This window comes from Edaphobacter lichenicola (assembly GCF_014201315.1).
Taxonomy (GTDB): Bacteria; Acidobacteriota; Terriglobia; order Terriglobales; family Acidobacteriaceae; genus Edaphobacter; species Edaphobacter lichenicola_B.
Window position 1 is genome coordinate 497679 of record NZ_JACHDY010000001.1, and the last position, 24234, is coordinate 521912.

Sequence of the window (24234 nt, forward strand, 5' to 3'; positions counted from 1 at the left end):
AGAATTTATCTGGAAGTTGGAGGAGACATCGATGGCAGTGCCAGTCTCGCAAGCCTGGACGGTTGCAACTTATGTTTTGAAGCAGAAGCTGATGGGCCGGAAGAAGTATCCGCTCGTGCTGATGCTGGAGCCGTTGTTTCGCTGCAACCTGGCGTGCGCCGGCTGCGGAAAGATTCAGTATCCCGCGCACATCCTGAAGGCAGAGCTCTCGCCTGAGGATTGCTTCAAGGCTGTGGAAGAGTGCGGTACGCCGATGGTTTCGATTCCCGGTGGGGAACCATTGCTGCATCCTCAGATGCCCGAGATCGTTGCCGGATTGGTAGCGCGCAAAAAGTACGTTTATATGTGCACCAATGCTCTGCTTCTGAAAGAGAAGCTGCACTTGTTCAAGCCAAGCAAGTATCTTTCTTTTTCAGTCCATGTGGACGGTCAGCGCGAGCATCATGACTTTTCGGTTTGCCGCGAAGGTGGATACGACATTGCGATGGAGGGGGTACGGGCTGCGGTTGCGGCTGGTTTCCGCGTTACGACCAACACCACCTTATTCGACGGGGCGGATCCGAATAGTGTTCGTGCCCACTTCGACGAGATGATGACAGCCGGCGTCGAAAGCATGATGGTTTCGCCGGGATATACCTACGATAAGGCGCCGGATCAGAATCACTTTCTCGGCAAAGCGAAGTCCCGCAGAATGTTTCGCGCCATACTCTCCAATCGTAAAAAAGAGTGGCAGTTCAATACTCATCCCCTCTTTTCCGAATTTCTGATGGGGAAGCAGAACTTTGAATGCACGCCGTGGGGAATGCCGACTTTCAGCATCTTCGGCTGGCAAAAGCCATGCTACCTGCTGCAGGATGGCTACGCGGATACCTTTCAAGAGCTGCTGGACTCCACGAAGTGGGAGAACTACGGCGCGAAGAGCGGTAATCCCCAGTGCGCGAACTGCATGGTGCACTCCGGACACGAGGCTTCTGCGGTCGACTATAACTTCGGCTCTCTGAAAGGCTTTTTGACCACGGCCAAGAGGTATATGTTTGCGTCTCTCTATCCTGATGAGGGCGCACAGAAGCTGCTCAACGAGTGGCGGCCGGAGCACACCAGTCCGCTGATTCAGATTCAAGCTCCAGTCGGGACAACGAAGACAGAACTGCAATCGATCTCAGGAGACTAGGTGTCATGGCCACGGAACAACAGGAACATCTAAAGATCGCGCAGTTGCGGCATCAGAGTGCTGACGAACTCGAGCACATTGCGGGTCGCGACCGCGAACAACTTGAAGGCTGGATTCCGACGCTTGCGACCGATCAAGAGATTACCGAGGCGTTGGAGAAGGCCTTTGACTATCGCGGCGATATTACGGTCACCCGTAAAGATGGGTCTCAAGTGATTGGCTACCTCTTCGATCGACGGACAGGTGCCTCCCTCGTAGACTCGTTCGTCCGCATCATTCCTGTGAATGAGAAGACGAAGGTAAGTGTCACTTACTCGGACATTGCGGCGATTGCGTTCAGCGGCCGCGATACGGCGGCGGGCAAGACCTTTGAAGCGTGGGTGAAGAAGTACTGGGAGAAGAAGGCAGCCGGCGAACAGAACATCCAGATCGAGCCGGAGAAGCTGGACTAAGACCGCGGTCGGGCGTAGAGTTTGCCGGGTAGCAGGTTGATGGTTCCAGGATTGTCTGCCAGTTTGGCTGGAAAGAGCGAGAGTGCGCGTATTTATTACGGGAGCGACGGGCTTCGTTGGAGGCCATGTGGCCAGGAGTTATGCAGCGGCGGGCGCCAGCCTTCGGTTGCTGACTCGGCAGACGAGCCGGTTGGACTCCCTTGCTGGCATTGATGCAGAGATGGTGACCGGGGATCTTCGCGAGCCGGAGAAGCTGCGCTCCGCTTTGGTGGGTTGCGATGCTCTGGTTCATGTTGCCGCGGATTATCGTCTGTGGGTGCGTGATCCGGACCAGATGTATGCAGCCAATGTGAATGGCACGCGGGAGCTGCTGAAGCTCGCTTGCGAGGCTGGCGTCGAGCGTGTGGTCTATACCTCGAGCGTGGCGACGATGGGGTTCAAGAAAGATGGGACGATCGTGGATGAGGAGTCGCCGGTCTCGTTAGAGGAGATGATCGGCCATTACAAGCGGTCCAAGTTTCTTGGCGAGCTCGAGGCTATCAAAGCGGCGAAGGCTGGCCAGCAGGTGATGATCCTGAATCCTACGACGCCGATTGGGCCTGGCGATTCGAAGCCTACGCCTACGGGAAGGATTATCGTTGATTTTCTGAATAGAAATTTTCCTGCGTATGTGGATACCGGACTGAACCTGGTGGATGTGACCGAGGTGGCGCGGATGCATGTCGTCGCGCTCGAGCGGGGAACGCCGGGGGAGCGATACATTCTTGGTGGAGAGAATCTTACGCTGAAGCAGATTCTGGATCGTATGTCGGCGATCACGGGACTTCCTTCTCCGACGATGAAGGTGCCGCATGCCGTGGCGATGGCCTTTGCCTTCTTCGATGAAAACTTTACCGGCAGGTTGAGGGGCAAGGAGCCGCGTGCGACCGTTGAGGCCGTTCGAATGGGGAAGAAGATGATGTTTGCTTCTTCGGCGAAGGCGGAGCGGGATCTGGGATTTCAGGTGCTGCCTGTTTACAGCGCGCTGCGAGCGGCGATTGAATGGTTTGTCGCCCACGGGTATGCCCCGCCGCTGGATGGACAAGCGACATGAAGGGAAACATCGCGATTATTGCAGCGCTTGAAGGGGAACTGAAGCCGTTGGTTCGCGGTCGAGGTGCAGGGAGTTGGAAGCGGAGAGAGGTGGGGAAAGGATGTTCGGTGTGGGAGTATCGTCACGCGGATGGGTGTTGGATTGCCGCGTGTGCGGGCATGGGGGAAGTGAGGGCCGCTATTGCCTTTGCTGAGGCTGAGAAGGTTGCTGGGATCGATGCTGTTTGCTCTGTTGGGTGGGCGGGTGCTCTAGATGGAGCTATTGCGGCGGAGTCGGTTTCGGGTGTCTCTTTAGTCATCGATACGAAGACGGGAGAACGGTTTCGTCCGGCGGATTTTCAATCCGCATGGCCGGTGCTGGCAACTACGACGCGAGTAGCTGATGAGCGAGAGAAGAAGCGACTCGCTGCGAGTTATGGGGCGGGGCTTGTGGATATGGAAGCGGCTACGATTGCCCGGATAGCGTTAGGGAAAAGCATTCCATTCTACTCCTTCAAGGCCGTGTCGGATGATGCGGAGGCGCGGTTGCCAGATTTGAATCCGTTTGTTGCAGAGAATGGACGGTTGAAGATACTCCCGTTTTTGGCGCATGTTGCGGTGCGGCCGGGCTCGTGGTCGGGCTTGATGAAGTTGGGAAGACATAGTTCTGCCGCGGCTAAGAATCTGGCAGAGGCGCTCTATGGATGGTTGGATGAAAGCGGTTCGGTGCGCAGATCGAGCGGCAATTACACTGAGAAGCAGAGATAGGTAAGGATCGGTTGATGTCACAAATTATTCCTGAGACGATGCGTGCTGCGGTCTATCGCGGTGTAGATGATGTTCGGGTTGAGACGATTGCGGTGCCGGAGATCGGTGACGGCGAGGTGTTGGTAAAGATCCACACCTGTGGGATCTGCGGGACGGACTTGAAGAAGATTCATAGTGGTTCGCATGATGCGCCGCGCGTCTTTGGGCATGAGATGGCGGGGACGATTGTGCAAGTGGGTGCCGGGATTGAGGGGTTCGCTTTAGGAGATCGGGTGATGGCTTATCATCACATTCCTTGTGGCGAGTGCTATTACTGCCGCAAACAGACGTTCGCGCAATGTGAGGTTTATAAGACGGTCGGGTGTACTGCGGGGTTTGCGCCCTCTGGCGGCGGCTTTGCTGAGTACATTCGCGTGATGGACTGGATTGTGCGACGTGGGTTGGTGAAGATTCCGGACGATGTTCCGTTTGAGCAGGCGGCGTTTCTGGAGCCGGTGAATACCTGCTATAAGGCAATTCAGTTGCTCAATTTGAAGGCAGATGAGACGGTGCTGGTGATTGGCCAAGGACCGATTGGAATTTTGCTGGCTGCGCTGGCACGACGGACGGGAGCTAATGTTCTGACAAGTGATCTGTATAAAGAACGGCACGCTGTGGCAGCGAAGTTTGGGTTGGATCGTCCTGTTGATGCTCGTGAAGATGTTGTTGCGGCAGCGAAGGCGGCTACTGAAGGTCGTGGTGCGGATGTGGCTCTGTTGGCGGTTGGCAGCGATGCGCTGATCAAAGTTGCCATGGAGTCGATCCGGCCGGGCGGACGAGTGGTGCTGTTCGCCTCGACGCAGCATGGGGAGGCGCCGTTCGATCCTGCGGCTGTATGTATGGACGAGAAGACGTTGATGGGGTCTTACAGTGCGTCGGTGGCGATACAGGATGAAGTGACGCGGATGGTGTTCGACGGCTACCGTAACGGATTCGATCTGACGAACCTGATCTCGCACCGGTTTTCACTGGAGGATGCGGTGACGGCTATCGATCTGGCGTCGCATCCTCAGGCTGGTTCGATGAAGATTGTGATTCAGCCTGGAGGCTAGTCGCGGGTGCGCTTCTTGACCTCTACGTTGAGGCGCTTGATCTTCTGGTTGAGAGTCGAGAGAGGAATCTTGAAGTACTCTGCGGCTTCGGTCTGGTTCCAGTGGCAGCGCTCGAGACGGTCGGAGATGATGCGACGTTCGATCTCTTCCATCAGGTCGAAGAGGCTGGCGTTGGGCTGGTGGTCGAGCAGGCTGGCCGAGTAGGTTCCGCCTGTGAGTTGAGTGGGCAGCAGGTCTGGATTAATGCTGCGGGAGGTGGAGAGGACGACGCCACGCTCCATGGCATTCTCAAGCTCGCGAACGTTGCCGGGCCACTCGTAGTCCATGATGATTCGCATCGCCTCGGGTGAGAGGGTGCGGGTCTCGGTACCGTTTTCTTCTGCGTAAAACTTGAGAAAGTGAGCGGCGAGCAGAGGGATGTCTTCGCGGCGGGAGCGGAGGGGCGGGAGTTCGAGGCTGATGACGTTGAGGCGGTAAAAGAGATCCTCGCGGAAGCGGCCTGCGCGGACGGCGTCCTGCAAGTTGACGTTGGTTGCGGCGATGATGCGGACGTCAACCTGGATCTCCTGCACGCCGCCGAGATGCATGAAGCGACGGTCTTGAAGTACGCGGAGGATCTTGGCCTGCATGTCCATCCCCATGGTGCCGATCTCGTCGAGGAAGAGCGTGCCACCGTTGGCGACTTCGAAGAGACCTTTCTTGGCTGTGACGGCGGAGGTGAAGGCGCCTTTGACGTGTCCAAAGAGAGTGGATTCGAGCAGCTCGGATGGCACGGCACCGGTGTTGACGGGCACGAAGGGACGATCCTTGCGAGGGGAGTTGGCGTGGATGGCCTTCGCGATGAGCTCTTTGCCGGTGCCGCTTTCACCCTGGATGAGAACGGTTGAGCGGCTGGGCGCGACTTGTGCGATGAGGTCGAAGAGGCGAAGCATCGGCTCACTCTTTCCGACGATGTTTTCAAAGTTGTAGCGCTGCTTGAGGGTGCGCTTGAGTTGAACGACCTCTTCTTCGGCGCGATGGCGGGCGACGGCGGCGCGAATGTCGGCGAGTAGCTTCTCGTTGTCCCACGGCTTCTGGACGAAGTTTTCTGCGCCGGCGCGGATGGCGTCGACCACGTTGCCGACCGTGCCGTAGGCCGTAATCATGATGACGGGAAGGTTGGGCTGCATCTCGACGATGCGGGGGAGGAGATCCAATCCGCTTTCGCCGGGCAAGGCGAGGTCGAGGAGGAGCAGGTCGTACTCGTTGCGTGAGAGAAGTTCGATGCCGGAGGGGCCATCGCTGGCGATACTGACCGTAAAGCCCTCGAGGGTGAGCAGGGTATCGAGCGATTCACGGATAGCGGCTTCGTCATCGATGATGAGGATGCGGGGATCGCCGACGACTCGGGCGGTACGTTGGAGATGGAGGGTTTCGGCGGCGAGCTCGGTAATTTCAGACATGCATCGCCTTCCTGTCAACAATTGCAGACTCGCTCTTCGGTCCATCCGCTATCACGGCAGGGCGAGCGGCTGAGGTGGGGAACTCCAACTGGAAGGCGGTGCCGACGCCGATTTCGCTCTCGACGTGGATCTTGCCGGCGTGCTCCTGCATGATGCCGTAGCTGACGGCGAGGCCGAGGCCGGTGCCCTTGTGCTCGCCCTCCTGCGGCTTGGTCTTGGTGGTAAAGAAGGGATCGTAGATGCGGTGGAGATGCTCTTTTTCGATGCCGTTGCCGGAGTCCTGAATGCGGACGATGACGCGGCCGGCGCCATTGAAGGTTGCGATCTTGAGCGTCGCGTTGGCGGTTCCGAACATCGCGTCCTTTGCGTTCAACATGAGGTTCAGAATGACCTGTTGAAGCTTGCCCTGGTTGCCGTGAATGCGGGCGAGGTGCGGGTCGAAGTTGGTTTCGACGCGGATCTGTGCGGTCTTGAACTGATGCTCAAGCAAGGTGACGGTGTCGCGGAGAAGCTCGTTGAGGTTGAGGGGAGCGAACTCGGCGCCGCTGGTGCGGGAGAAGTTGAGCAGACCATTGACGATCTCGGAGGCGCGGAAGGTCTGCTGAGTGATCTTTTCGAGCACGGGGGCAAGGCGCTCATCGTCGCGCATGTGCTTGGTGAGCATCTGGGTGTAGCTGGAGATGACTGCGAGGGGAGTGTTGACCTCGTGTGCGACCCCTGCGGCGAGCAGACCGATGGAGGAGAGTTTTTCGGCTTGAGTGAGCTGGGCTTCGAGCTGAATGCGGTCGGTGATGTCGTCAACGAGAATGATGCGACCTACAGCGACGAAGTTACGCGTGACCAGTGGGGCGATGGCGATGTTGGCGATGCGGACCTTTCCGTCGGGAAGTACGAGGCGGAACTTGTAGAGGGTGTGGGTGCCGTGTTCCTCGCGCACACTGTTGAAGCGGGCTACGAAGTCCGGCGGCAGGACGGCAGAGAGAGGTTGGCGCAGGACCTCATTGCGCGACTTCGAATACATGCCCTCCATCTGGGTGTTCCAGCTTTCGATACGGTCGTCGAGGTCGACGGCGAAGACGCCGATGTTGATGGACTCGACGATGTTTTCGTGGAACTCCTTGAGGCTTTCGAACTCGGTGATCTTCTGTTCGAGGCGGCGGTAGAGCTGCGCGTTTTGAATGGCGATGCCGATGTAGCCGGCGAGGGATTCGAGCAACTCCATGTCTTCGCTGGAGAGGAAGTCTCCGTCGTCAGTGCGGCCGAGACCGATGACAGCGACGGTGCGGGTACCACCGCCTTCGCGGTTGGCGACGCGGCAGGGAAGGTAGTAGTTGAGATCGAGGCGGCCGGCGCTTTGGCGCTGGGCTTCGGGGAGGCGCAGGACCTGCTGGGGGTTCTCGAGGAAGATGTGGTTGTTGGCTCCGGGCCGGTCGAAGTCCAGGAAGCGAACATCGAGGCTGCGGAGTTCGGCGGAGTGGAGGTTGGTGAGACCGTGGGAGGCGGCCAGATCGAAGTGTCGTGGGGTGAAGCTGCCTTCACTCTCCGAGGCGAGAAAGACTGCGACGCGAGTGACGAGGAGAGTCTGGGGAAGGCGCTCCACGATGGAGTCCAGCAGGGCGCGAAGGTCGGTTTGGGCGTTGATGCCGCGGCCAAACTCAACGAGGGTCTCGCGGTAGTCGAAGCGCTTCTGATCGAAGACACGGTCGACTCGCGCCTGAATCATGCGCTTGAGCGGATCGAAGACGATGCCGGCGATGATGATGGCGGCGAGCAGTCCCCAGACGCCGAGGCTGGAGAGTCGAGTGTGGACGATCTCGCCGGTGAGCGCGATGACGCCGAAGTAAACGCCGACGAGGGATGCGGTGGCCAAGGTGTAGGTGACGCCGCGCTTGAAGATGAGATCGACGTCCATGAGCCTGTAGCGGACGATGGCCCAGCTGAAGGTGAGGGGAAGGACGACGAGAGAGAGACCTGCGATCTTGGCGATCTGGCTGTTGACCGACCAGTCAGCCAGGTAGGGGATGACGTAGAGCAGGGTGAAAGGCGTGACAGCGATGAGGGTGCCGCGCGTGAGCCATTTGAGTTGCTGACGCTCGAGAGCAGACTCCGCCCAACGGTAACGCAGTCGGAAGACGATGGCGGCGATTACGTAATAGAGTGCCAGGTAGCCAAGGGCGATTTGATCGAGCCGGTGGAGTAGAACCTCAGTCGCGGACCAGAAACTTATCGCTGTGTACTGCAAACCGATGAGAAAAAGCCCTGGGAGGTAGAGCAACACACAGCCGATGCGGCGGCGCAGACGGTTGCGTTGGTCGGAGGCGAAGTTATCGGAGAAGCTGACCGCGAAGTGCAGAAAGAGGGCCGGTTGAAGCGCCTGCGCCGCCATGTTGCCCCAGTAGATGTACCAGTCGAAGGTGCCAGGTTCGCCGGTAGATCGGAAGCTGTAGAGGACAAACGAGGCAAGGCAGAAGACGTAGAAGTGGACAGACTTTGGAGCGGTCCAGCGCCGGAACAGGACGTAGATGCCGATGCAGAGATACACCAGCGCGATGAAGCGGAGCCCCTGATTGATGGAGCGGTCTTTAGGCTCAAGAATGACCTGGATGTCGAGCTTGGTCGCGCCGTGCAGGTCGATGGACTGGGGAACCGGTCGAAGGATGGAGTACGTGGCGTGGGCCCAGATGCCGCTGCGAAACATCTCCCGGGTGAGAGAGGCGACGCGTGGGGTTGGCTGGTCGTCGACACTGACGAGGATGTCGCCGGTGCGTATGCCGGCGCGATGGCCTGGGGAGAGCGCTGGAACCCGCTCAGCCCGGAGGCCGGTGACCGCCTCGACCCACCAGATGCCGTCGGTTGGGACGTCGAAACCGCTCTCCCGATCGAAGTTCATGGCCGCAAGGACGCAGGCGGCGACGGTCGCAACTGCGAGTACGATAGCCAGAATGCGAGTTTGGGAGGCGTTTTTCATGAAAATCCGACGACCTGGAACAACATCAGCACATCAAGGACCAAACGATTTAGCCCTCTATGCACCATTAGCAAGTCATTTGCCGTCCCAGAGTCTACAAAAAATCATAACCTATTCCGTAATAGTCGAAGTTATTCAAAGCTTACGCTCCTGATGTAGGAATTGTTCACATCTATGCATCTATATAGTCTGACTGGGCCCAAAATCCCGGATTTGAACACCTCTGGAGGAGAGATGGAATTTAGCTAAAATAACCCAGGGAAAGAATTAATACTCCTGTAATATTTGAAGATTGCTTTGGAATGAACTTCCTTTAGCAAGACGAGGCTGCCGGACTGTGACACGAAGAGATACTAGCCAGATTGCTGAGGGATTTGTTGTGGTGGATGGGGTGAAGGTCCACTACCAGCGCGCGGGTTCGGGACGGCCACTGCTGCTGCTTCACGGCCTGGTGGGATCGGCTAAGAACTGGCGGCGAAACATCAGCTTTCTTGCACAGGACTCCGACGTCTACGCGATCGACCTGTTCAACATGGGGGAGTCGGAGCGAGTTCCCGGACTGGATGCCGGGCTTGAAGCTACGGCGGACCGGTTAGCGGCCTATATGGACGCGCTTGGTTTGGACGAGGCGGATATAGCTGCCCATTCTCATGGTGGAGCAGTGGCCATGATGTTTGCCGCACGGCACTCGGATCGAGTGCGCAGGCTCATCCTGTTCGCGCCGGCAAATCCGTTCTGCGACCTGGGACACCAGTTGATCCGGTTCTATCAGACAAGATTCGGGATTTGGGTTGCTCGGCAGATTCCTTCCTTGCCGAGGATGTTGAAGGCGACCGCGCTGAGCCGCATGTATGGGGACCCCTCCCGGGTTTCGGCCGGAGCTCTTGAGGGGTATATCGAGGGACTGCATATTCCGGGAACGATGGATCACGTGCTGCAGATTGTTGAGCGCTGGTTCGTGGACATGGGGTTGCTGCGATCTGTCCTTGAGCGGTTGATAACGAAGCCAATGCTGCTGATCTGGGGCGATCGCGACAGAGCGGTGGGCCTGAGCTCAGCACGAGAGTTGCAGCGGATTCTTCCGCAATCGAGTCTGATGGTGCTTCCGGGCGTGGGACATATCGCGTTCGAGGAGATGCCGGAGGTCTGCAATACGGCGATGCGGGAGTGGTTGCTGAAACCGCTGCCCTCCGAAGCGCGCGTTACTGTGAGTCGTCATGCCGAGTCTGCCGCGTTTGCCAGCCAGGCGATTAAACGAGGCGCGGCTTAGCTCGCTAACTCAAGCTGAATACTCTCTGCAGCCAGAGGCGAATCTCGGCCTGCATCAGATCGAGCTTCGGGTTGGGTGACTCTGTAGTTCCCTGAAAGAAGTGGTCGGCGTCTGCGATCCAGACCAGGCGCTTTGGTTCGGGCGCTCGTGCAAAGACGTCTTCCAGAATGTCGCGTGGGCCGTATTGGTCGTGGTCGCCGCTAATGAAGAGCTTAGGCTGGGTGCATTTCGGCAGAAACTTATAGGTGTAGTCGCGACCCTCTGCGTGGACGGGAACGCCGAGGCCGACGAGACCCTTCACGCGGGGATCTCCACAGCAGGCACGCAGTCCGACGTTCGAGCCGAAGGAGAAGCCGGCGAAGAGGATAGGCCGGTCGAGGTTGTGTTGTAACCAGTCGAGAGCTGCGAGAACGTCGTCTTGTTCTCCGAGTCCGTGATCGTGAGCGCCTTCGCTGAGGCCTACGCCGCGGAAGTTGAAGCGAAGGACGGGAAGGCCGAAGGATGAGAAGGCCTTCATAGCGTGATAGACCACTTTGTTGTGCATGGTTCCGCCGCCCGAGGGGTGTGGATGGCAGACGAGCGCAGCGTATGGGGCGTCGTCACGGCCGGTGTTGAGGAGGGCTTCGAGGCGACCGGCGGTACCGCGAAGATCGTCGATCGACCGGATCTGGGAGGTGGTGGTTTGCGTCATCGTCTTCAGTTTATCGGGTGTGTTCGTTATCCGTTTTTTACAGGGGATACCGTATGCTGGAGGGCATGGCGATTGACCCTATCGAACTGACGAAACAGCTTGTAAATATTGAGTCCACTACGTATCACGAGGGTCTTGCCGGTGCTTTTCTCTATGACTATCTGGGGGCGCAGCGTTATGAGGTGGAGCGGACGGCGGTCGAGCAACCGGACCGCGCCAGCACGCCGGGAGCGGGCAGCGGAGAGCGGTTCAATGTGTACGCCGCCATGCCTGGAGTGACCCCGGATGTGGTGCTTTCGACCCACATGGACACTGTCCCTCCCTTCTTTGGCTGCACGGAGGACGACGAGTTCTTATATGGACGGGGAACCTGCGATGCGAAGGGGATTCTTGCGGCGCAGGTTGCGGCGGCGGATCGGCTGCGCGATGGCGGGGTGAAGGTTGGATTGCTGTTTGTGGTGGGCGAGGAGAGAGATTCGGCGGGGGCTGCGGAGGCTAATCTGTCTCCGAAAGGATCACGGTTTTTGATCAATGGGGAGCCGACGGATAATCGGCTGGCGCTTGCATCGAAGGGCGCGTTGCGGGTTGAACTGAGGGCGAAGGGCCGCATGGCGCACTCTGCCTACCCTGAACTTGGAGAGTCGGCTATCGATAAATTGATTGAAGCGCTGCATGATGTTCTGGCGATGCCATTGCCGACTGAGCCGGAGATCGGCCCTTCCACGTTGAACATTGGGTTGATCGATGGGGGGCGTGCACCGAACGTAATCGCGGATAAGGCAGAGGCACACATTCTGGTTCGTCTGGTGGGGCCTTCGGATGAAGTGAGGAGATCGATCGTTGCTACCGTCGGCGACAGGGCGGACGTTGAGTTCAGCCTCGATCTACCGTTTGTCAGGATGCGGAAGGTTGGAAAGTTACCGACGATGATTGCGAAGTTTACGACGGATATTCCCAAGCTGACGGCATGGGGCGAGCCGTTCCTGTTGGGGCCTGGGTCGATTCACGTCGCGCATACCCCCCAGGAGAGGATCGCGAAACGAGAGCTTCTGGAAGCGGTCGATCATTACGTGGAACTCGCCACGAGTCTTGTTCAAAACAATTAGCCTGAGGCCAAATGCGGTCACTAAGAAAGATTCTGATCATCTTGCTGGCGGTGGTGTTCGTTGTTATTGTCTGCGCAACGTTTGTGTATCGGAAGATTCCGAACGGCAACACCGACCTGAGACACTTCGATACTCTCATCGTTCTGGGAAATCCTGCCATGCCGGATGGAACGCCTTCGCCGGAGCAGCGGGAGCGTACCTTGGAGGCGGTTCGAGAGTACAGGGATGGTGTTGCGTCACACCTGATCTTTACGGGTGGCGCGGCCCATAATCGATTCGTTGAGGCCGACGTGATGAAGACTTTAGCGGTCGCGAACGGCGTCCCCAGCAGCGAAATTACGGTGGAAGATCAGGCGCAGAACACCATTCAGAATATCTACTACAGTGACCAGATTATGGACGCTCATCATTGGACCAGTGCGGAAGTAATAAGTTCGCCCAGCCATCTTCCTCGTACCGGGCTGATTCTGTCGCGCTATCACTTCGCGTGGCGAACCCATGCGGCACCATGGCCGGCTGAGTACACGTTGCTAGAGAAGCTGATGCACTTCTGCGTCGAGGCGGAGTACTGCTTAAAGCTGCGGGTCTTCGGGTTTCCTGCGTCGCGATTCCTGCCGAAACCAGCCTGACTGGTGTTTTGTCCGCGTTTAGCCGGAGACGACGCGGAAAGAGAGATTGCCTTGATTGTCTTCCGCGAGTACGGCGGTCTCATCGGGATTGGCAGGGTTGTAGCGGATGTTTACCGAGGGGCTGCCGGTGGTCTTCGACTCCGCCTCGTGATGAGTAAGAGCTACGCTGCGAAGATAGCCGCCATAGTACTCCCCGTTGATCTTGAAGTGGAACCCGGCTTCGATCTGGTAGGTGACTCCAGGTGAGGCCACCTCTTCGTCGGCGGAGAGGACTTGCCAGTGGTTGATCTCGGCCTGGGCGAGTGGCCATTGGGCGGCGAGGCGAAGCTTCTTCTCGCGATTTTTGCGGCGGAGCCTGCGGCTGATTGCGTCGATGAGAAAGATGCCGGCCATACTTGGATAACGATTCTAATACGGCAATTTGGGACGCGTTTTCCTATGGGCGGCTGGGCTCTAAACTAGAGGGATGGCAGCAGAGTTTACCCACCTTCATCTTCATACTGACTACTCCCTCCTCGATGGCGCGTGCGATGTAGATAAACTTGCCGGGCACCTGAGCAAGATCGGCCAGACAGCGGCTGCAATGACCGACCATGGAAATATCTATGGCGCGGTGCACTTCTTCGACGCGATGCAGAAGAAGGGAATCAAGCCGATTCTGGGGTGCGAACTTTATATCTGCAAGAACGACGATCATCGTGCCGCGCCGGAGGGGGACAAGTATAACCACCTGCTGGTGCTGGCTGAGAATCAGGAGGGCTATCGCAATCTGGTTCGGCTGACGAGCGAGGCGGCGCTGCATGGGTTCTATCGAAAGCCTCGTGTGTCGAAGGACTTTCTTGCAAAGCACTCTGAGGGGTTGATTGGATTCTCGGGCTGTCTTGCGGGTGAGGTGAATCAGTTCCTGATGGAGGATAAGTACGAGGAGGCCAAGCGTACTGCTGGCTTCTACCAGGATGTCTTTGGAAAGGGGAATTATTTTCTAGAGATTCAGGACCACGGACTTGCGCCGGATAAGGGTGTCTGCGATGCGTTGTTCAAGATGGAGCGTGAGCTTGATATTCCGCTGATCGCGACCAACGATAGCCACTATGTTGCTGCGGATGATTCGCGCGCGCATGAGATTCTGCTCTGCGTCCAGACGGCCGGCAGCATGAACGATCCGAAGCGATTCAAGTTCGATACGCAGGAGTTTTACATCAAGAGCGCAGAGGAGATGCTGCGGACGTTCTCGCAGAATCCCGAGGTCTGCGCGCGGACGATGCAGTTCATCGAGCGTTGCAACGTGAAGATGATGAAGGTGGACAATCCGTTTCCGGATTTCGTCGTGCCAGAAGGCGAGACGCTTGACAGCTACTTCGAGCAGGTGTGTCGCAAAGGGCTGGAGATGCGGTTGGAGACGGCGGTTGCTCATCTGCGTTCCCGCGGGCTGCTGAAAAAAACGATTCCTGAATATCATGAACGTCTGGATCGCGAGCTGAACATCATCAAACAGATGAAGTTTCCAGGCTATTTCATGATTGTCTGGGACTTTATCAAGTACGCGCGCGAGCAAAAGATTCCGGTGGGGCCGGGGCGTGGATCGGCTGCGGGATCGCTGGTGGCTTACGTGATGCAGATTACGGATATCGATCCGCTGCAGAATGAACTGCTGTTCGAGCGATTTTTAAACCCGGAGCGCGTGTCGATGCCGGATATCGATATCGACTTCTGCATGAACCGGCGCGGCGAGGTGATTGAGTACGTCAATCGTAAGTATGGACGGGATCAGGTCGCGCAGATTATTACGTTCAATACGATGGCGGCCAAGGCTGCGATCAAGGACGTCGGCCGGGCATTGGATATGCCGTATGGCGAGGTCGACCGGATCGCGAAGATGATTCCGCCTACGATTGGGATCACGATCGATCAGGCGTTGAAGGATTCGCCGACGTTGGCGGGAGCGTACGAGGGCGACCCGAAGATCAAGGAGTTGATCGATGCGGCGCTGCGGTTGGAAGGACTAGTTCGCGGCGCGGGCGTGCATGCAGCGGGCGTCGTGATTGCACCGAAGCCGCTGACAGAACTGGTTCCGGTGACGCGTGCGAAGAACGACGATATCGTCACAGCGTATGACATGAAGGCCGTCGAGAAGATGGGGCTTCTCAAGATGGATTTTCTCGGGCTGACGACGCTGACGGTGATTGATGACGCCTTGAAGTTGATCAAGTCTACGACGGGGACAGACGTCGATATGTCGACGATTCCGCTCGACGACGCGACGACGTATGAACAGGTCTATCATCGCGCGCTGACCTCGGGTGTGTTTCAGTTTGAGTCGGGAGGGATGCGCGATGTGTTGCGGCGATATAAGCCGAACACTGTTGAGGATCTGACCGCGTTGAACGCGCTGTATCGTCCGGGGCCGATTCAGGGTGGCATGATCGACGACTTCATCGAGCGCAAGTGGGGGCGGCGCGCGGTGAGCTATGAGCTTCCTGAGCTTGAGATGATTCTGCGCGAGACGCTGGGAGTCATCGTGTATCAGGAGCAGGTGATGCAGATCTCGAATGTGCTGGCGGGGTACTCGCTGGGTGATTCGGACCTGCTGCGTCGAGCGATGGGCAAGAAAGATCCTGCAGAGATGGCGAAGCAGCGCGATCGTTTTATGAGTGGCGCGGCGGCGAATAAACATCCGAAGGATACGGCAGGGAAGATCTTTGACTTGATGGCGCAGTTTGCCGGGTATGGCTTTAATAAGTCGCACTCTGCCGCGTATGCTCTGCTGGCGTATCACACGGCGTGGTTGAAGACGCACTATCCGGTTGAATTTATGGCGGCGCTGCTGACCAGCGAAACGTCGAAGCCGGAAAATGTTGTGAAGTACATCTCAGAGTGCCGCGAGATGAACATCTCGGTGGTGCCGCCGAATGTGCAGGTTTCCGATGCGAACTTTACGCCGATCGATACACCAGGTGGGGGTGCGATTGGGTTTGGATTGGCAGCGATCAAAAACGTTGGGCATAACGCGATTGAGTCGATCATTGCGGCCCGGACGGCGCTCCAGGCTGCGGGAAAGAAGGGGTTCTCCAGCCTTTGGGAGTTCTGCGAGAAGGTTGATCTGCGACTGCTGAATAAACGTGTGCTGGAGTCGCTTATCAAAGCCGGAGCGATGGATGTGTTTGGCGGTCGGGCGGCATTGTGCGCTGCTCTGGATAAAGCGATGGAGCGGGCGCAGAAGTCACAACGCGATGAGGCGGCTGGTCAACACGGGCTGTTTGGGATCTTCGATGCGGATATTCATTCTCCCTCTTCGAACAACCGGGAGGAGCCGCTGCCCAGTGTGGCTGAGTGGGACGAACACACTCGGCTGCAGAACGAGAAAGAGGTGCTGGGATTCTTTGTGTCAGGGCATCCGATGGATAAGTATCGGGAGAAGCTTCGAAACATGAAGGTTGTCGACACGGTGACCGCCTGCGAGATGAAGCCTGAGCCGCAGGTATTCCGACGCGGACGAAATGAAGAGCCACAGAATGAGATCTCTATCGCGGGCGTGATTACAGGCCTGAAGGTCGCGAAGTCCAAGCGCTCGGGGGAGATGTATGCGCAGGCTTCGCTCGAGGACACCGTGGGCAAGATCGAGTTGATCGCGTTTCCGCAGTCGTACGAGAAGCTCGCGGAGAAGTTGAAGATTGATGTGCCCGTGGTGGTTCGGGGGGTGCTGCGTGGGGAAGAGGATTCGGCGCCGAAGCTTGCGATCTCCAGTATCCAGGCGCTGGAGGATGTGAAGATCAAGCTGCCGGATTCGTTGCGGATCAAGGTACCCCTGCATAATCCTGACGCGGCGCTGCTTGAGAAGCTGCACGCCATCCTGGTTGGAGCGCCCGGCAAGGGAAAGCTGCTGCTCGATCTTGAAGAGCCGGGGGAGTTTTGTGCGGTGCTTGAACCACACAACTGTCTGGTCGCCGCGGATCGGCTTTTCATCGATCAGGTGGAGGAACTGGTGGGCCGCGGAGGGGTTCGCATCATCGACTAGCCGTCGATGCCATACAATCGAGAGAGAAGTTTGTGAAGCATACCTAGACAATGGCAGAACACGAGACCGGAAGAACAGCGCATTCCCAGGCAGTATCCGCACCGACTCCCGAAGCGTGGATTAAGACGGAGCTGGCGCGGCACCCCCAGCGCCCCTACCCGATGGATTTCATTGCAGCTTTGTTCACCGACTTCAGCGAGATCCACGGCGACCGCGCTTTTGGCGACGATGCCGCGATGAGTTGTGGGATGGCGGCCTTTCACGGCGAACCGGTGATGGTGATCGGGAACCTGAAGGGACGGACGCTGAAGGAGCGGGTGGCGCGGAAGTTTGGCAGCCCCGATCCGGAAGGGTACCGCAAGGCTCTGCGGGCGATGAAGATTGCTGAGAAGTTTGGCAGGCCTGTGTTTACGTTCCTCGATCTGGCTGGGGCGAATCCTGGCATTGGTGCCGAGGAGCGCGGGCAGGGGGAGGCGATCGCACGGAATCTGCTGGAGATGTCTCGGCTGCGGGTGCCGACCATCGCCACGATTACGGGCGAGGGCGGTTCCGGCGGTGCGTTGGCGCTGGCAGTAGCCGATCGCGTATTGATGCTCGAAAACGCAATTTACTCAGTGATCTCTCCTGAGGGTTGCGCGTCGATCATGTGGAAGGATGCGAGCAAGAAGCAGCAGGCAGCGACGGCTTTGAAGTACACCGCTGTGGACGTCAAATTACTTGGCTGTGTCGATGAGGTATTGCCTGAGCCGTGGGGTGGGACGCAGAACAATCCGGAAGAGGCCATGGCGCTGGTCGACGAAAGACTGCGAGGCAACCTCGCAGATCTTCGGGCACTCCCGCTCGAGACACTGCTGGAGCAGCGCTATATCAAGTTTCGTAATATCGCGCAGTTTTACACCACCGTTTAGCGGAACCACCGTTTCTGGAGCAGCCAGCGTTGCAATCCCTCAATTCGACACACTCAGGCCGCTCTGAGCGCACCTTGCAACTGGCGCTCTTCGTAACATCTGCGACCTGGTTTGTGGCTTCGGACATTCTGGCGGGACGTTCGGCGCGCGGTCTTTCGGAGCGATTCGGCCTTGACGCGGAAAGGCCGCTGCTTGCGGCACTCTTTCTTCTCTTTTTGCTGGCGGTCGGGTTTTCGATTCTGCAGGCGATTGCGCATCGACACTCTTCGCTTCGGGAGGTTCTGGGCCTTCCAATGCGGTCGACATCGCGGCGGGAGTGGACCCTCGGGGTCGCTGTTGGCTGGGGTTGCGTGGTTCTGGCCATTCTTCCGATGACGCTGACGGGAAAGTTGGATGTCCAGCTGTGGTTGCAGGCGCGGGCGATCTGGCTGCTGTTATTGAATCTTGTAACTCTTGGGATCGCGGCGCTGGCCGAGGAGGTGGCATTTCGCGGCTACCCCTTTCGGCGTCTGATTGAAGCGATTGGACCAGTAGCGGCGACCATTGGAATGTCTCTTCTCTTTGGGCTGGGACACGCACTGAACCCGGGGGCTACCTGGACCAGCGTTTTTGTGACGATGCTGGCCGGTCTGCTGCTGTCGGTGGCGTGGCTGCGGACCCACGGATTGTGGTTACCCTGGGGACTTCACTTTGCCTGGAACGCCAGCATCGGCATTCTGTTTGGCCTTCCAATCAGCGGAATCAGTGACTTCGCCAGCGTGGTGCAGACGCGGGCCTTCGGGCCTCTGTGGCTGACGGGAGGGAACTACGGACCCGAGGGGGCGGTTTTCTCTGTTTTCGTTTTGCTGATCGCTGTTGTCGTTCTGATCCGTATTACTCGAGACTATGCATGGGATTACACCCACAAGCCGATTATTGCAGGTGGCTATGCGATTGAGGTTCAGCCACCGCCGGCGCATGCGGCGATGGAGCAGGAGGCAAAACCGGCGGCGGCCTCCCTGGTTCAGATTCTTCCGGTTACTCCGCAGGCGCGTTCGGTTGGCGAGGAGCCGAAGCTCTAGACGGGTGGGATTGAGGCGCTATTGTTTTGATTTTGGGACTCTAACCCTGCTTCCCTGTGGTCTGATCAAAATTCGTAAACCGGCTCTTGTCAAAAGGGGAAGAGAAGGCGCAAGCTGGTGTGTATCTGAGGTGCTTCGATGGCACTTTTTCACTACAGATCGGCTCTCCTGCTGGGTAGTCTGGCGCTGTCGTCGCTGTCCCTGAAGACGGCTCATAGTCAGGTCTTTGTGGTTGGGGAGGGCACTGCGACCGCTGATATCTCAACGGATTTCTCCCCTACGCATGTCTCGTTGCCAGATACCCCTATGACCGAGCGTGGGCGTCGTGAGCTGGTCCGGAATCTTGAGGCGGAGCAAGGCTTTGCTCATCGTGCGCTGCCGGTGAGCGCGAGTGTGATGCTGCGAGCGAATGGGCCGATCAGTCCCGGTGGGGCGGATTACAAAAAGTTGATATATCAAAAGGGTGAAGCTGCGGCGCTCGGGGACCGCGTCATCATTACCTCTTTGGAGATCAAGCCGGATCGGATTGTGCTGGACCTCAACGGCGGTCCGTATGTGAAGCATCGGTTTTTGAGTCATGTTCAGATCAATGACGCGCCGGTTGCGCGGACGAACCAGGATAGGGCCTCAGGGTCGCGAATTACGCTGATCTTTGAGGGGCATGTTCCGGAGATCTCCGCGCCGGAGGTAAAGGCGTTGCTGGAGCCGGTGATCGATTTTGGAGTGAAGACCTCTGAGCAGGCCTATGCGGACACTCTGCCGCCTGTGTTGAAAGAGGCGATTGCTGCGCATGAAGTTCTGGTGGGGATGAACCATCGGATGGTGCTGGCGGCGCTGGGAGCACCAGAGAACAAGATGCGGGACCAGCCGAGCGGAGATCCGAGTGGTGGGCGATACGAGGAGTGGATCTATGGCCACGTGCCACAGACCATTCGATTTGTGCGGTTTGTAGGGGACCGCGTGACGGTCGTGGAGATTGCGGCGCTGGGCAAGCCGATCGAGATACATGACAAGGATGAGATGGCTGGCTACAACTCCGGCGAGCCGGCGCGTGAGGTCGCGATGGGAGATAAGGCCGCTGATGGAACTGAGAAGACGAATGCGCCGCCGACGTTGCTCAAGCCGGGTGAGGCGGCGTCCGCGGGCCGCACCGACAATAAGGTTCAATTTCCCGACGACAAGAAGGACAACAAGAGCGGAGCGTCTGCGCCTGCATCGCCGGCACAGCCGCCTTCGAACAACCTTGCACTGGCTGAGCAGCCACGTTAAGGCTGTGGTCGTGTAGACTTATAGGAGAGCTTCAATCGCAGTTCTTCTCCTCCGATTCCCGCCGTGGTTCGTCCCGGACAATCTTTACGAGAAGCACCGGATGATGAGATTCTGCTTGCCCGCGCGGGTCTAGCCGATCGAAATATCCAATGCGTGGGCCGAGAGATTTGTAACGTTCGTATTAGGGAGAGCAAGAATTATGGCGAAGATTGCCAAGACCGGCGACCGTAAGAAGGTCATGGATACTAACAAGAGCACGGATTGTCCGAAGTGCTCCAAACCAACTCGCATTGTGAAGCGCGTGAAGGACCGCGAGCGCGGTACTCCTGGCGGAGTGTATATCTCCTGCTCAGCGTGCGATTTCTTCGAGAAACTCTAAGCGAGATTCAACCAAGATGCCACAGGATAAGGAGCCCCGCGTGGGCTCTTTGTCGTGTGTGGGCCTTTCTTTTGTGTGTCTTGTGAGTGTCTGGGCATGAGCTGGATTTCGTTGAGGGTTATGCACCAAAGTTGTACAGATAATTTACCGGCAGAGACTTGACGATTGTTGCTTCAGACGGGCAGACTCGACGCTGGAAAGTAGGAACCCCGTTTTTATGATGACCAGCAGCTCTGCACTGACCTCCTCTGTGTTTGCGCCTCTTCCGCACTTCACTCGCCCCACGTTTCTGATGTGTCCGCCTGAGTTTTATGACGTGGACTACGTGATCAACCCGTGGATGGCGGGGAATCTGCATCAACCGTCGCGGGATACTGCGTTTATGCAGTGGAAGAACCTGTACCGGCAGCTGCAGCGGGTGGCGGACGTTCGCTTGCTGCATGCTCGGGAAGGGGCGCCGGATATGGTGTTTGTGGCGCATGCGGCGGTGGTGCAGCATGGGCTGGCGGCGGTGTCGAGTTTTGCTCATCCGCAGCGGCAGACGGAGGAGGGACATCTGCGAAAGTGGTTGCAGGACGCGGGTTTTCTGCTGTGGGAGACGCCGCGGGAGACTTGCTTCGAAGGCGAGGGGGATGCGCTCTTTGACGCTAATGGCGGGCATCTGTGGGCGGCGCACGGGGTTCGGACCTGCAGGCATAGCCACCGGCATCTGGGGGATGCGTGGCATACGCGGGTGACTTCGCTGCATCTGGTGGATCCGCGGTTTTATCATTTGGACCTTTGTTTTGCGCCACTTAGCGGGGAGTATCTGCTTTACTTTCCGAGCGCCTTCGATGCGGCTTCGCTCGAGAAGATCCATTCGGCATATGGAGTGGATAAGCGAATTGTTGTCAGCGAGTTAGAGGCTACGCAGTTTGGCTGCAATGTGATCAACGTGGGGCGGGATGTTTTGCTAGGGGCGGTGGAGACGAATCTGGCTAAACGATTGATGGAGCGGGGTTTCGATGTGACCGAGATGCCTCTGGGCGAGTTCCAGCGTGGGGGCGGGTCGGCGAAGGCGCTGGCTCTGCGGTTGAGCGATTCGGCACTGGCTCTGGGGGATGCTCGGATCGAGTCGGCGCTCTAGTATTTCGTTTTTCGTGGATGATTTTTTTGGGGTGTGGTGGAGAGGCGTTTTTTCTGGGGTTTTTCCAGAAAAGCGCCTCTTTTCGCGTGGTGTTTTGGTGGTGAAGCTGTGATGTTTTGTGTGGTGGATGTGGTGTTTTAGCAGCGATCTTTTTGGCTGCTAAAAATGCGCCAACTTTTCGAACTTTTTTTGATTTTTATTTGGACGCTCCACCCGCCATCTAACCAAACCTGCCTATCGATTGAGATCCTACATCCCACTCTTCGCAAGAGCGCGAAGGATGGGGCACCCGATTGTTTTGCGTGCGTCAAAATTTGGGTGGGGCGCAAAGACCTACCTCTCAATCGAGACTTGCGGCCAAGAGGGAGCGGTTCGAGCTTTGCTCGAGGGCCCACTCATACGATGAAGCTGCATGAATGGGGCGCCCGGCACCCGGCAATCGCTCGAGGGCCCACTCATACGATGAAGCTGCATGAATGGGGCACCCCGCAATCGGGACGTAAAGACGTCAGCGGGCTTCGTGAAATTTGCGAGCCATCCGGAGGCTGGCTACGAAAAGGCGTGAGGTGTTGAACAGAAGAAAGAGGGAGACGCGGAATGAGCGCCTCCCTCGAGTTTGCGGTTCGGCCGATTGGTTAGAATTGCCCGCCGTAGCCGAGGAACTGGCGCAATCCGTCGCCCGTTCGCCAGGTGGACTGGGATTCGTTCTTGATTAAGTCGCGGAATGCGACGTGGGCGATCTCCGACTTGATCTGCTGGAAGCGCAGCGAGTTGGGATCGAGGGGATTGCCGGGCAGATGCGCGGCTAGCTCATTGGGAAGATAGTTGTTGACGAGCGCGTCGTAGCCCTCCTGGGCACGGGGGTCGCGGGGGTGGCTGAAGAGCTCGAGCTGACCGGCTTTGGTGGAGTAGTCGTAGAACTCGAGCTGTACGCTGGTGGGGTCGATCCGGGTGGATAGGGGCAACCAGTCGTAGTAGGCACCCACCTTGGTCTCGCAGGTGGTGAGGGAGAGGATGTTGGTTGGGGCTCCGTTGAAGTTGAAGAAGCCGGGAGCGATCTCGTCAGTGGCGAAGAGGAGGTAGTCCCGGCCGGGGGCCCAGCGCGACTTGAGCATGGAGTACATGTCGTGCCGGTTGGTGTAGATCTGGTCATAGGGATGCTTCGTTAGCCAGGTTGTGTCGCCCTTGTGGCCGAGGGTGACGAACATATTCAGCAGGTCGACGGAGGAGCAGAGGCCGGTGCGGATGGTGTTGGTGTCGCCTGTGAAACGGCCGCTGGGATCCATGACGATGAGGGGGATGTGGGTGGCCTCGTCATAGACGGTGCCGATTTTGCCCTGAACGAAGCCGTGGGCGCCGTTGTACTCACCGTGGTCCGAGGCGAAGATGATGATGGTGTTGTCGATGATGCTCTGCGGCAGGTTGTGGAGCTGATCAAGGAGGTCGCCGATCTCTTCATCGATGATCTTGGTGATCTGGTTATAGCTGTCCAGGCCGCGCTGCCAGTAGTGGAACGGTGCGTTGCCTATGCCGAAGCCGGTGCTTCCGTCGGGTCCGTCAGGGTAAGGAACGACCTTGAATCCCAACTGAAACGGGTTCGTGGCGATATCTCCCCAGACCATCGCTGAAATCTTCTGAAAGTAGGCATGGGTAGTGGGTTTGCCGGTTGCAGCATAGTTACCGGGGTCCTGCCAGTTGGTCGGAAGGATGGGATTGCCGAAGGGCGGTGGAGATTTGAGCTTATTGGTGTTCCAGTTCACGATCGGCGGACTGTTCGTGTAGTCCTGGTTCTGATTGAGTGGGGCGTTTGGGTGGTTTTTGTTGTAGTTCGCGAAGAGGTTGGTGTAGGTGAGAAACTCGGTGCCGGCGGGGAAGAACTCGCGATCGTGCGGGTTGACATAACCGACAGTCAGAAACCACGGGGCATCGGTGGTCTTGACGTTCTGCAGGTAGGCGATGGCCTGACCGGTGGTGTAGGCGTCGTTGTTGTAGGGGGGAGGGATCGCTGGGTCTTGGCCGGGCGCGGGGGGAGTTTGGTCGCCGTAGGTTCCCTGCAGGTTGTACCCGGTCGGGTCGGGTGGGCTGTTCCAGGCGAATCCGTAGGGGACGAGGGTGTCCTTGGGGCCGCTGGCGACGGAGACGTGCCACTTGCCGAAGTATGGCGTGGTATAGCCGGCTGACTGAAGGAGCTTGCCGAAGGTAGGAAATGCAGGATTGAGGACAGGAACTTTGGGATTCGTAGTGATAGTGCCGATGAGCCAGCTCTGATGGGAGTAGAGGCCGGTGATGATCGTGCCGCGAGCCGGCGTGCAAGCGCAGGCCGCGGTGTGGTAGTTGGAGAACTTTACGCCGCGCTTCCAGATGTGCTTGTAGAGGTTCGGCATGAAGCGCTTGAAGTATTCTTCGGCGCTGTTGACGCCAATGGGGAAGACGGAGGGCCAACGCAGCTCGTCGACAAGGATGAAGATAACGTTAGGTTTCGCTCCCGGTTCGGTGATGTTTTGAGAGAAACCAAGACGACTGGCGACACTGGCGCCTGCGACGGCAGCGGTGGTTTTCAGGAAGTCTCTGCGCTTCATATGTATTTTCTCCAATGGATGAAATTCGAAATTCGTTGCTGCTGAGAGTGAACTTCGGAGAAGTCCGAAGCCGAAATAGCAACCCACGTAGGGAGATAACCGAGACACAATGGTTGACCTGAATTTGTTCCAGAGCCCCTTTAGCTGATGCACCATGCAAACAGCTCTCGAGAGCGGATGAGGGCTCTCGATGAGGCGCCGGTTTAGTGGAATGAATCAGGGAGCCGGTGGATTCCTG

The 24234-nt window shown here is 57.8% G+C and carries 19 protein-coding genes; 14 read left to right on the top strand and 5 right to left on the bottom strand.

Annotated features, from left to right (window positions below; translation table 11 throughout):
- The first annotated feature begins 31 nt into the window (after positions 1-31).
- From hpnH to HDF09_RS02115, 5 genes are all read left to right on the top strand, one after another.
- Entirely contained in the window at positions 32-1171 is a 1140-nt protein-coding gene (gene hpnH, locus HDF09_RS02095; protein ID WP_183760773.1) for an adenosyl-hopene transferase HpnH, read from the top strand.
- 5 nt (positions 1172-1176) lie between these two features.
- The gene (locus tag HDF09_RS02100; RefSeq protein ID WP_183760775.1) at positions 1177-1623 is read left to right on the top strand and encodes a hypothetical protein; all 447 of its coding nucleotides are present in this window, start codon (positions 1177-1179) and stop codon (positions 1621-1623) included.
- An 82-nt stretch (positions 1624-1705) separates the two neighbouring features.
- Positions 1706-2716 carry a hopanoid-associated sugar epimerase gene (gene hpnA, locus HDF09_RS02105; RefSeq protein ID WP_183760777.1) on the top strand — a complete coding sequence of 337 codons (1011 nt, stop codon included), beginning with the start codon at positions 1706-1708 and terminating at the stop codon, positions 2714-2716.
- Positions 2713-3462 carry a phosphorylase family protein gene (locus HDF09_RS02110; protein WP_183760779.1) on the top strand — a complete coding sequence of 250 codons (750 nt, stop codon included), beginning with the start codon at positions 2713-2715 and terminating at the stop codon, positions 3460-3462. The genes hpnA and HDF09_RS02110 overlap by 4 nt, the downstream gene beginning before the upstream one ends.
- Before the next feature lie 14 nt (positions 3463-3476).
- Positions 3477-4553, top strand: a complete 1077-nt coding sequence (locus HDF09_RS02115) for a zinc-dependent dehydrogenase (RefSeq protein ID WP_183760781.1) — start codon at positions 3477-3479, stop codon at positions 4551-4553.
- Here the strand turns inward: HDF09_RS02115 and HDF09_RS02120 are convergent.
- Both HDF09_RS02120 and HDF09_RS02125 read right to left on the bottom strand, forming a co-directional pair.
- The gene (locus tag HDF09_RS02120) at positions 4550-5995 is read right to left on the bottom strand and encodes a sigma-54-dependent transcriptional regulator (protein WP_183760783.1); all 1446 of its coding nucleotides are present in this window, start codon (positions 5993-5995) and stop codon (positions 4550-4552) included. The genes HDF09_RS02115 and HDF09_RS02120 overlap by 4 nt on opposite strands.
- Positions 5988-8963 carry a GAF domain-containing sensor histidine kinase gene (locus tag HDF09_RS02125; RefSeq protein ID WP_183760785.1) on the bottom strand — a complete coding sequence of 992 codons (2976 nt, stop codon included), beginning with the start codon at positions 8961-8963 and terminating at the stop codon, positions 5988-5990. The genes HDF09_RS02120 and HDF09_RS02125 overlap by 8 nt, the downstream gene beginning before the upstream one ends.
- A gap of 337 nt (positions 8964-9300) precedes the next feature.
- Between HDF09_RS02125 and HDF09_RS02130 the strand changes: the two genes are divergently transcribed.
- Positions 9301-10233 carry an alpha/beta fold hydrolase gene (locus HDF09_RS02130; protein ID WP_311718411.1) on the top strand — a complete coding sequence of 311 codons (933 nt, stop codon included), beginning with the start codon at positions 9301-9303 and terminating at the stop codon, positions 10231-10233.
- Positions 10234-10237: 4 nt separating this feature from the next.
- Here HDF09_RS02130 and HDF09_RS02135 read toward each other — a convergent pair whose 3' ends face one another.
- Positions 10238-10924 carry an alpha/beta hydrolase gene (locus tag HDF09_RS02135; protein ID WP_183760787.1) on the bottom strand — a complete coding sequence of 229 codons (687 nt, stop codon included), beginning with the start codon at positions 10922-10924 and terminating at the stop codon, positions 10238-10240.
- 65 nt (positions 10925-10989) lie between these two features.
- Here HDF09_RS02135 and HDF09_RS02140 point away from each other — a divergent pair, with 65 nt between their 5' ends.
- Both HDF09_RS02140 and HDF09_RS02145 read left to right on the top strand, forming a co-directional pair.
- A complete protein-coding gene (locus tag HDF09_RS02140; protein WP_183760789.1) occupies positions 10990-12030 on the top strand; it encodes a M20/M25/M40 family metallo-hydrolase in 1041 nt (346 codons plus the stop codon).
- An 11-nt stretch (positions 12031-12041) separates the two neighbouring features.
- Positions 12042-12659 carry a YdcF family protein gene (locus tag HDF09_RS02145; RefSeq protein WP_260180869.1) on the top strand — a complete coding sequence of 206 codons (618 nt, stop codon included), beginning with the start codon at positions 12042-12044 and terminating at the stop codon, positions 12657-12659.
- A gap of 18 nt (positions 12660-12677) precedes the next feature.
- Here HDF09_RS02145 and HDF09_RS02150 read toward each other — a convergent pair whose 3' ends face one another.
- Entirely contained in the window at positions 12678-13052 is a 375-nt protein-coding gene (locus HDF09_RS02150) for a DUF3592 domain-containing protein (RefSeq protein ID WP_183760791.1), read from the bottom strand.
- Positions 13053-13125: 73 nt separating this feature from the next.
- On the opposite strand from HDF09_RS02150, the gene dnaE reads away from it, so the two are divergent.
- The 6 genes from dnaE to HDF09_RS02180 all read left to right on the top strand — a co-directional run bounded on the left by dnaE (position 13126) and on the right by HDF09_RS02180 (position 21417).
- Positions 13126-16674 carry a DNA polymerase III subunit alpha gene (dnaE, locus tag HDF09_RS02155; protein WP_183760793.1) on the top strand — a complete coding sequence of 1183 codons (3549 nt, stop codon included), beginning with the start codon at positions 13126-13128 and terminating at the stop codon, positions 16672-16674.
- Between the two features lie 50 nt (positions 16675-16724).
- On the top strand, positions 16725-17582 hold the full coding sequence (locus tag HDF09_RS02160; protein WP_183760795.1) for an acetyl-CoA carboxylase carboxyltransferase subunit alpha: 858 nt from the start codon (positions 16725-16727) through the stop codon (positions 17580-17582).
- Between the two features lie 74 nt (positions 17583-17656).
- Positions 17657-18643 carry a CPBP family intramembrane glutamic endopeptidase gene (locus HDF09_RS02165; RefSeq protein WP_260180872.1) on the top strand — a complete coding sequence of 329 codons (987 nt, stop codon included), beginning with the start codon at positions 17657-17659 and terminating at the stop codon, positions 18641-18643.
- A 138-nt stretch (positions 18644-18781) separates the two neighbouring features.
- Positions 18782-19912, top strand: a complete 1131-nt coding sequence (locus HDF09_RS02170) for a hypothetical protein (RefSeq protein ID WP_183760799.1) — start codon at positions 18782-18784, stop codon at positions 19910-19912.
- 199 nt (positions 19913-20111) lie between these two features.
- The gene (locus HDF09_RS02175) at positions 20112-20291 is read left to right on the top strand and encodes an Rcat domain-containing protein (protein ID WP_020713649.1); all 180 of its coding nucleotides are present in this window, start codon (positions 20112-20114) and stop codon (positions 20289-20291) included.
- 217 nt (positions 20292-20508) lie between these two features.
- Complete coding sequence (locus tag HDF09_RS02180) at positions 20509-21417, top strand: dimethylarginine dimethylaminohydrolase family protein (RefSeq protein ID WP_183760801.1); 909 nt, start codon at positions 20509-20511, stop codon at positions 21415-21417.
- Positions 21418-22052: 635 nt separating this feature from the next.
- On the opposite strand, the gene HDF09_RS02185 is transcribed toward HDF09_RS02180, so the two are convergent.
- On the bottom strand, positions 22053-23996 hold the full coding sequence (locus HDF09_RS02185; RefSeq protein ID WP_183760803.1) for a sulfatase-like hydrolase/transferase: 1944 nt from the start codon (positions 23994-23996) through the stop codon (positions 22053-22055).
- Positions 23997-24234 lie beyond the last annotated feature (238 nt).

What these genes read in the sequence shown, in the direction of transcription:
- HDF09_RS02170 (WP_183760799.1), top strand. Translation starts at nt 18,782, where the DNA reads ATGGCACTTTTTCACTACAGATCGGCTCTCCTGCTGGGTAGTCTGGCG.
- HDF09_RS02125 (WP_183760785.1), bottom strand. Translation starts at nt 8,963, where the DNA reads ATGAAAAACGCCTCCCAAACTCGCATTCTGGCTATCGTACTCGCAGTT.
- HDF09_RS02100 (WP_183760775.1), top strand. Translation starts at nt 1,177, where the DNA reads ATGGCCACGGAACAACAGGAACATCTAAAGATCGCGCAGTTGCGGCAT.
- HDF09_RS02140 (WP_183760789.1), top strand. Translation starts at nt 10,990, where the DNA reads ATGGCGATTGACCCTATCGAACTGACGAAACAGCTTGTAAATATTGAG.
- HDF09_RS02180 (WP_183760801.1), top strand. Translation starts at nt 20,509, where the DNA reads ATGATGACCAGCAGCTCTGCACTGACCTCCTCTGTGTTTGCGCCTCTT.
- HDF09_RS02110 (WP_183760779.1), top strand. Translation starts at nt 2,713, where the DNA reads ATGAAGGGAAACATCGCGATTATTGCAGCGCTTGAAGGGGAACTGAAG.
- HDF09_RS02185 (WP_183760803.1), bottom strand. Translation starts at nt 23,996, where the DNA reads ATGAAGCGCAGAGACTTCCTGAAAACCACCGCTGCCGTCGCAGGCGCC.
- hpnH (WP_183760773.1), top strand. Translation starts at nt 32, where the DNA reads ATGGCAGTGCCAGTCTCGCAAGCCTGGACGGTTGCAACTTATGTTTTG.
- HDF09_RS02160 (WP_183760795.1), top strand. Translation starts at nt 16,725, where the DNA reads ATGGCAGAACACGAGACCGGAAGAACAGCGCATTCCCAGGCAGTATCC.
- HDF09_RS02145 (WP_260180869.1), top strand. Translation starts at nt 12,042, where the DNA reads ATGCGGTCACTAAGAAAGATTCTGATCATCTTGCTGGCGGTGGTGTTC.
- HDF09_RS02175 (WP_020713649.1), top strand. Translation starts at nt 20,112, where the DNA reads ATGGCGAAGATTGCCAAGACCGGCGACCGTAAGAAGGTCATGGATACT.
- dnaE (WP_183760793.1), top strand. Translation starts at nt 13,126, where the DNA reads ATGGCAGCAGAGTTTACCCACCTTCATCTTCATACTGACTACTCCCTC.
- HDF09_RS02120 (WP_183760783.1), bottom strand. Translation starts at nt 5,995, where the DNA reads ATGTCTGAAATTACCGAGCTCGCCGCCGAAACCCTCCATCTCCAACGT.
- HDF09_RS02150 (WP_183760791.1), bottom strand. Translation starts at nt 13,052, where the DNA reads ATGGCCGGCATCTTTCTCATCGACGCAATCAGCCGCAGGCTCCGCCGC.
- HDF09_RS02115 (WP_183760781.1), top strand. Translation starts at nt 3,477, where the DNA reads ATGTCACAAATTATTCCTGAGACGATGCGTGCTGCGGTCTATCGCGGT.
- HDF09_RS02135 (WP_183760787.1), bottom strand. Translation starts at nt 10,924, where the DNA reads ATGACGCAAACCACCACCTCCCAGATCCGGTCGATCGACGATCTTCGC.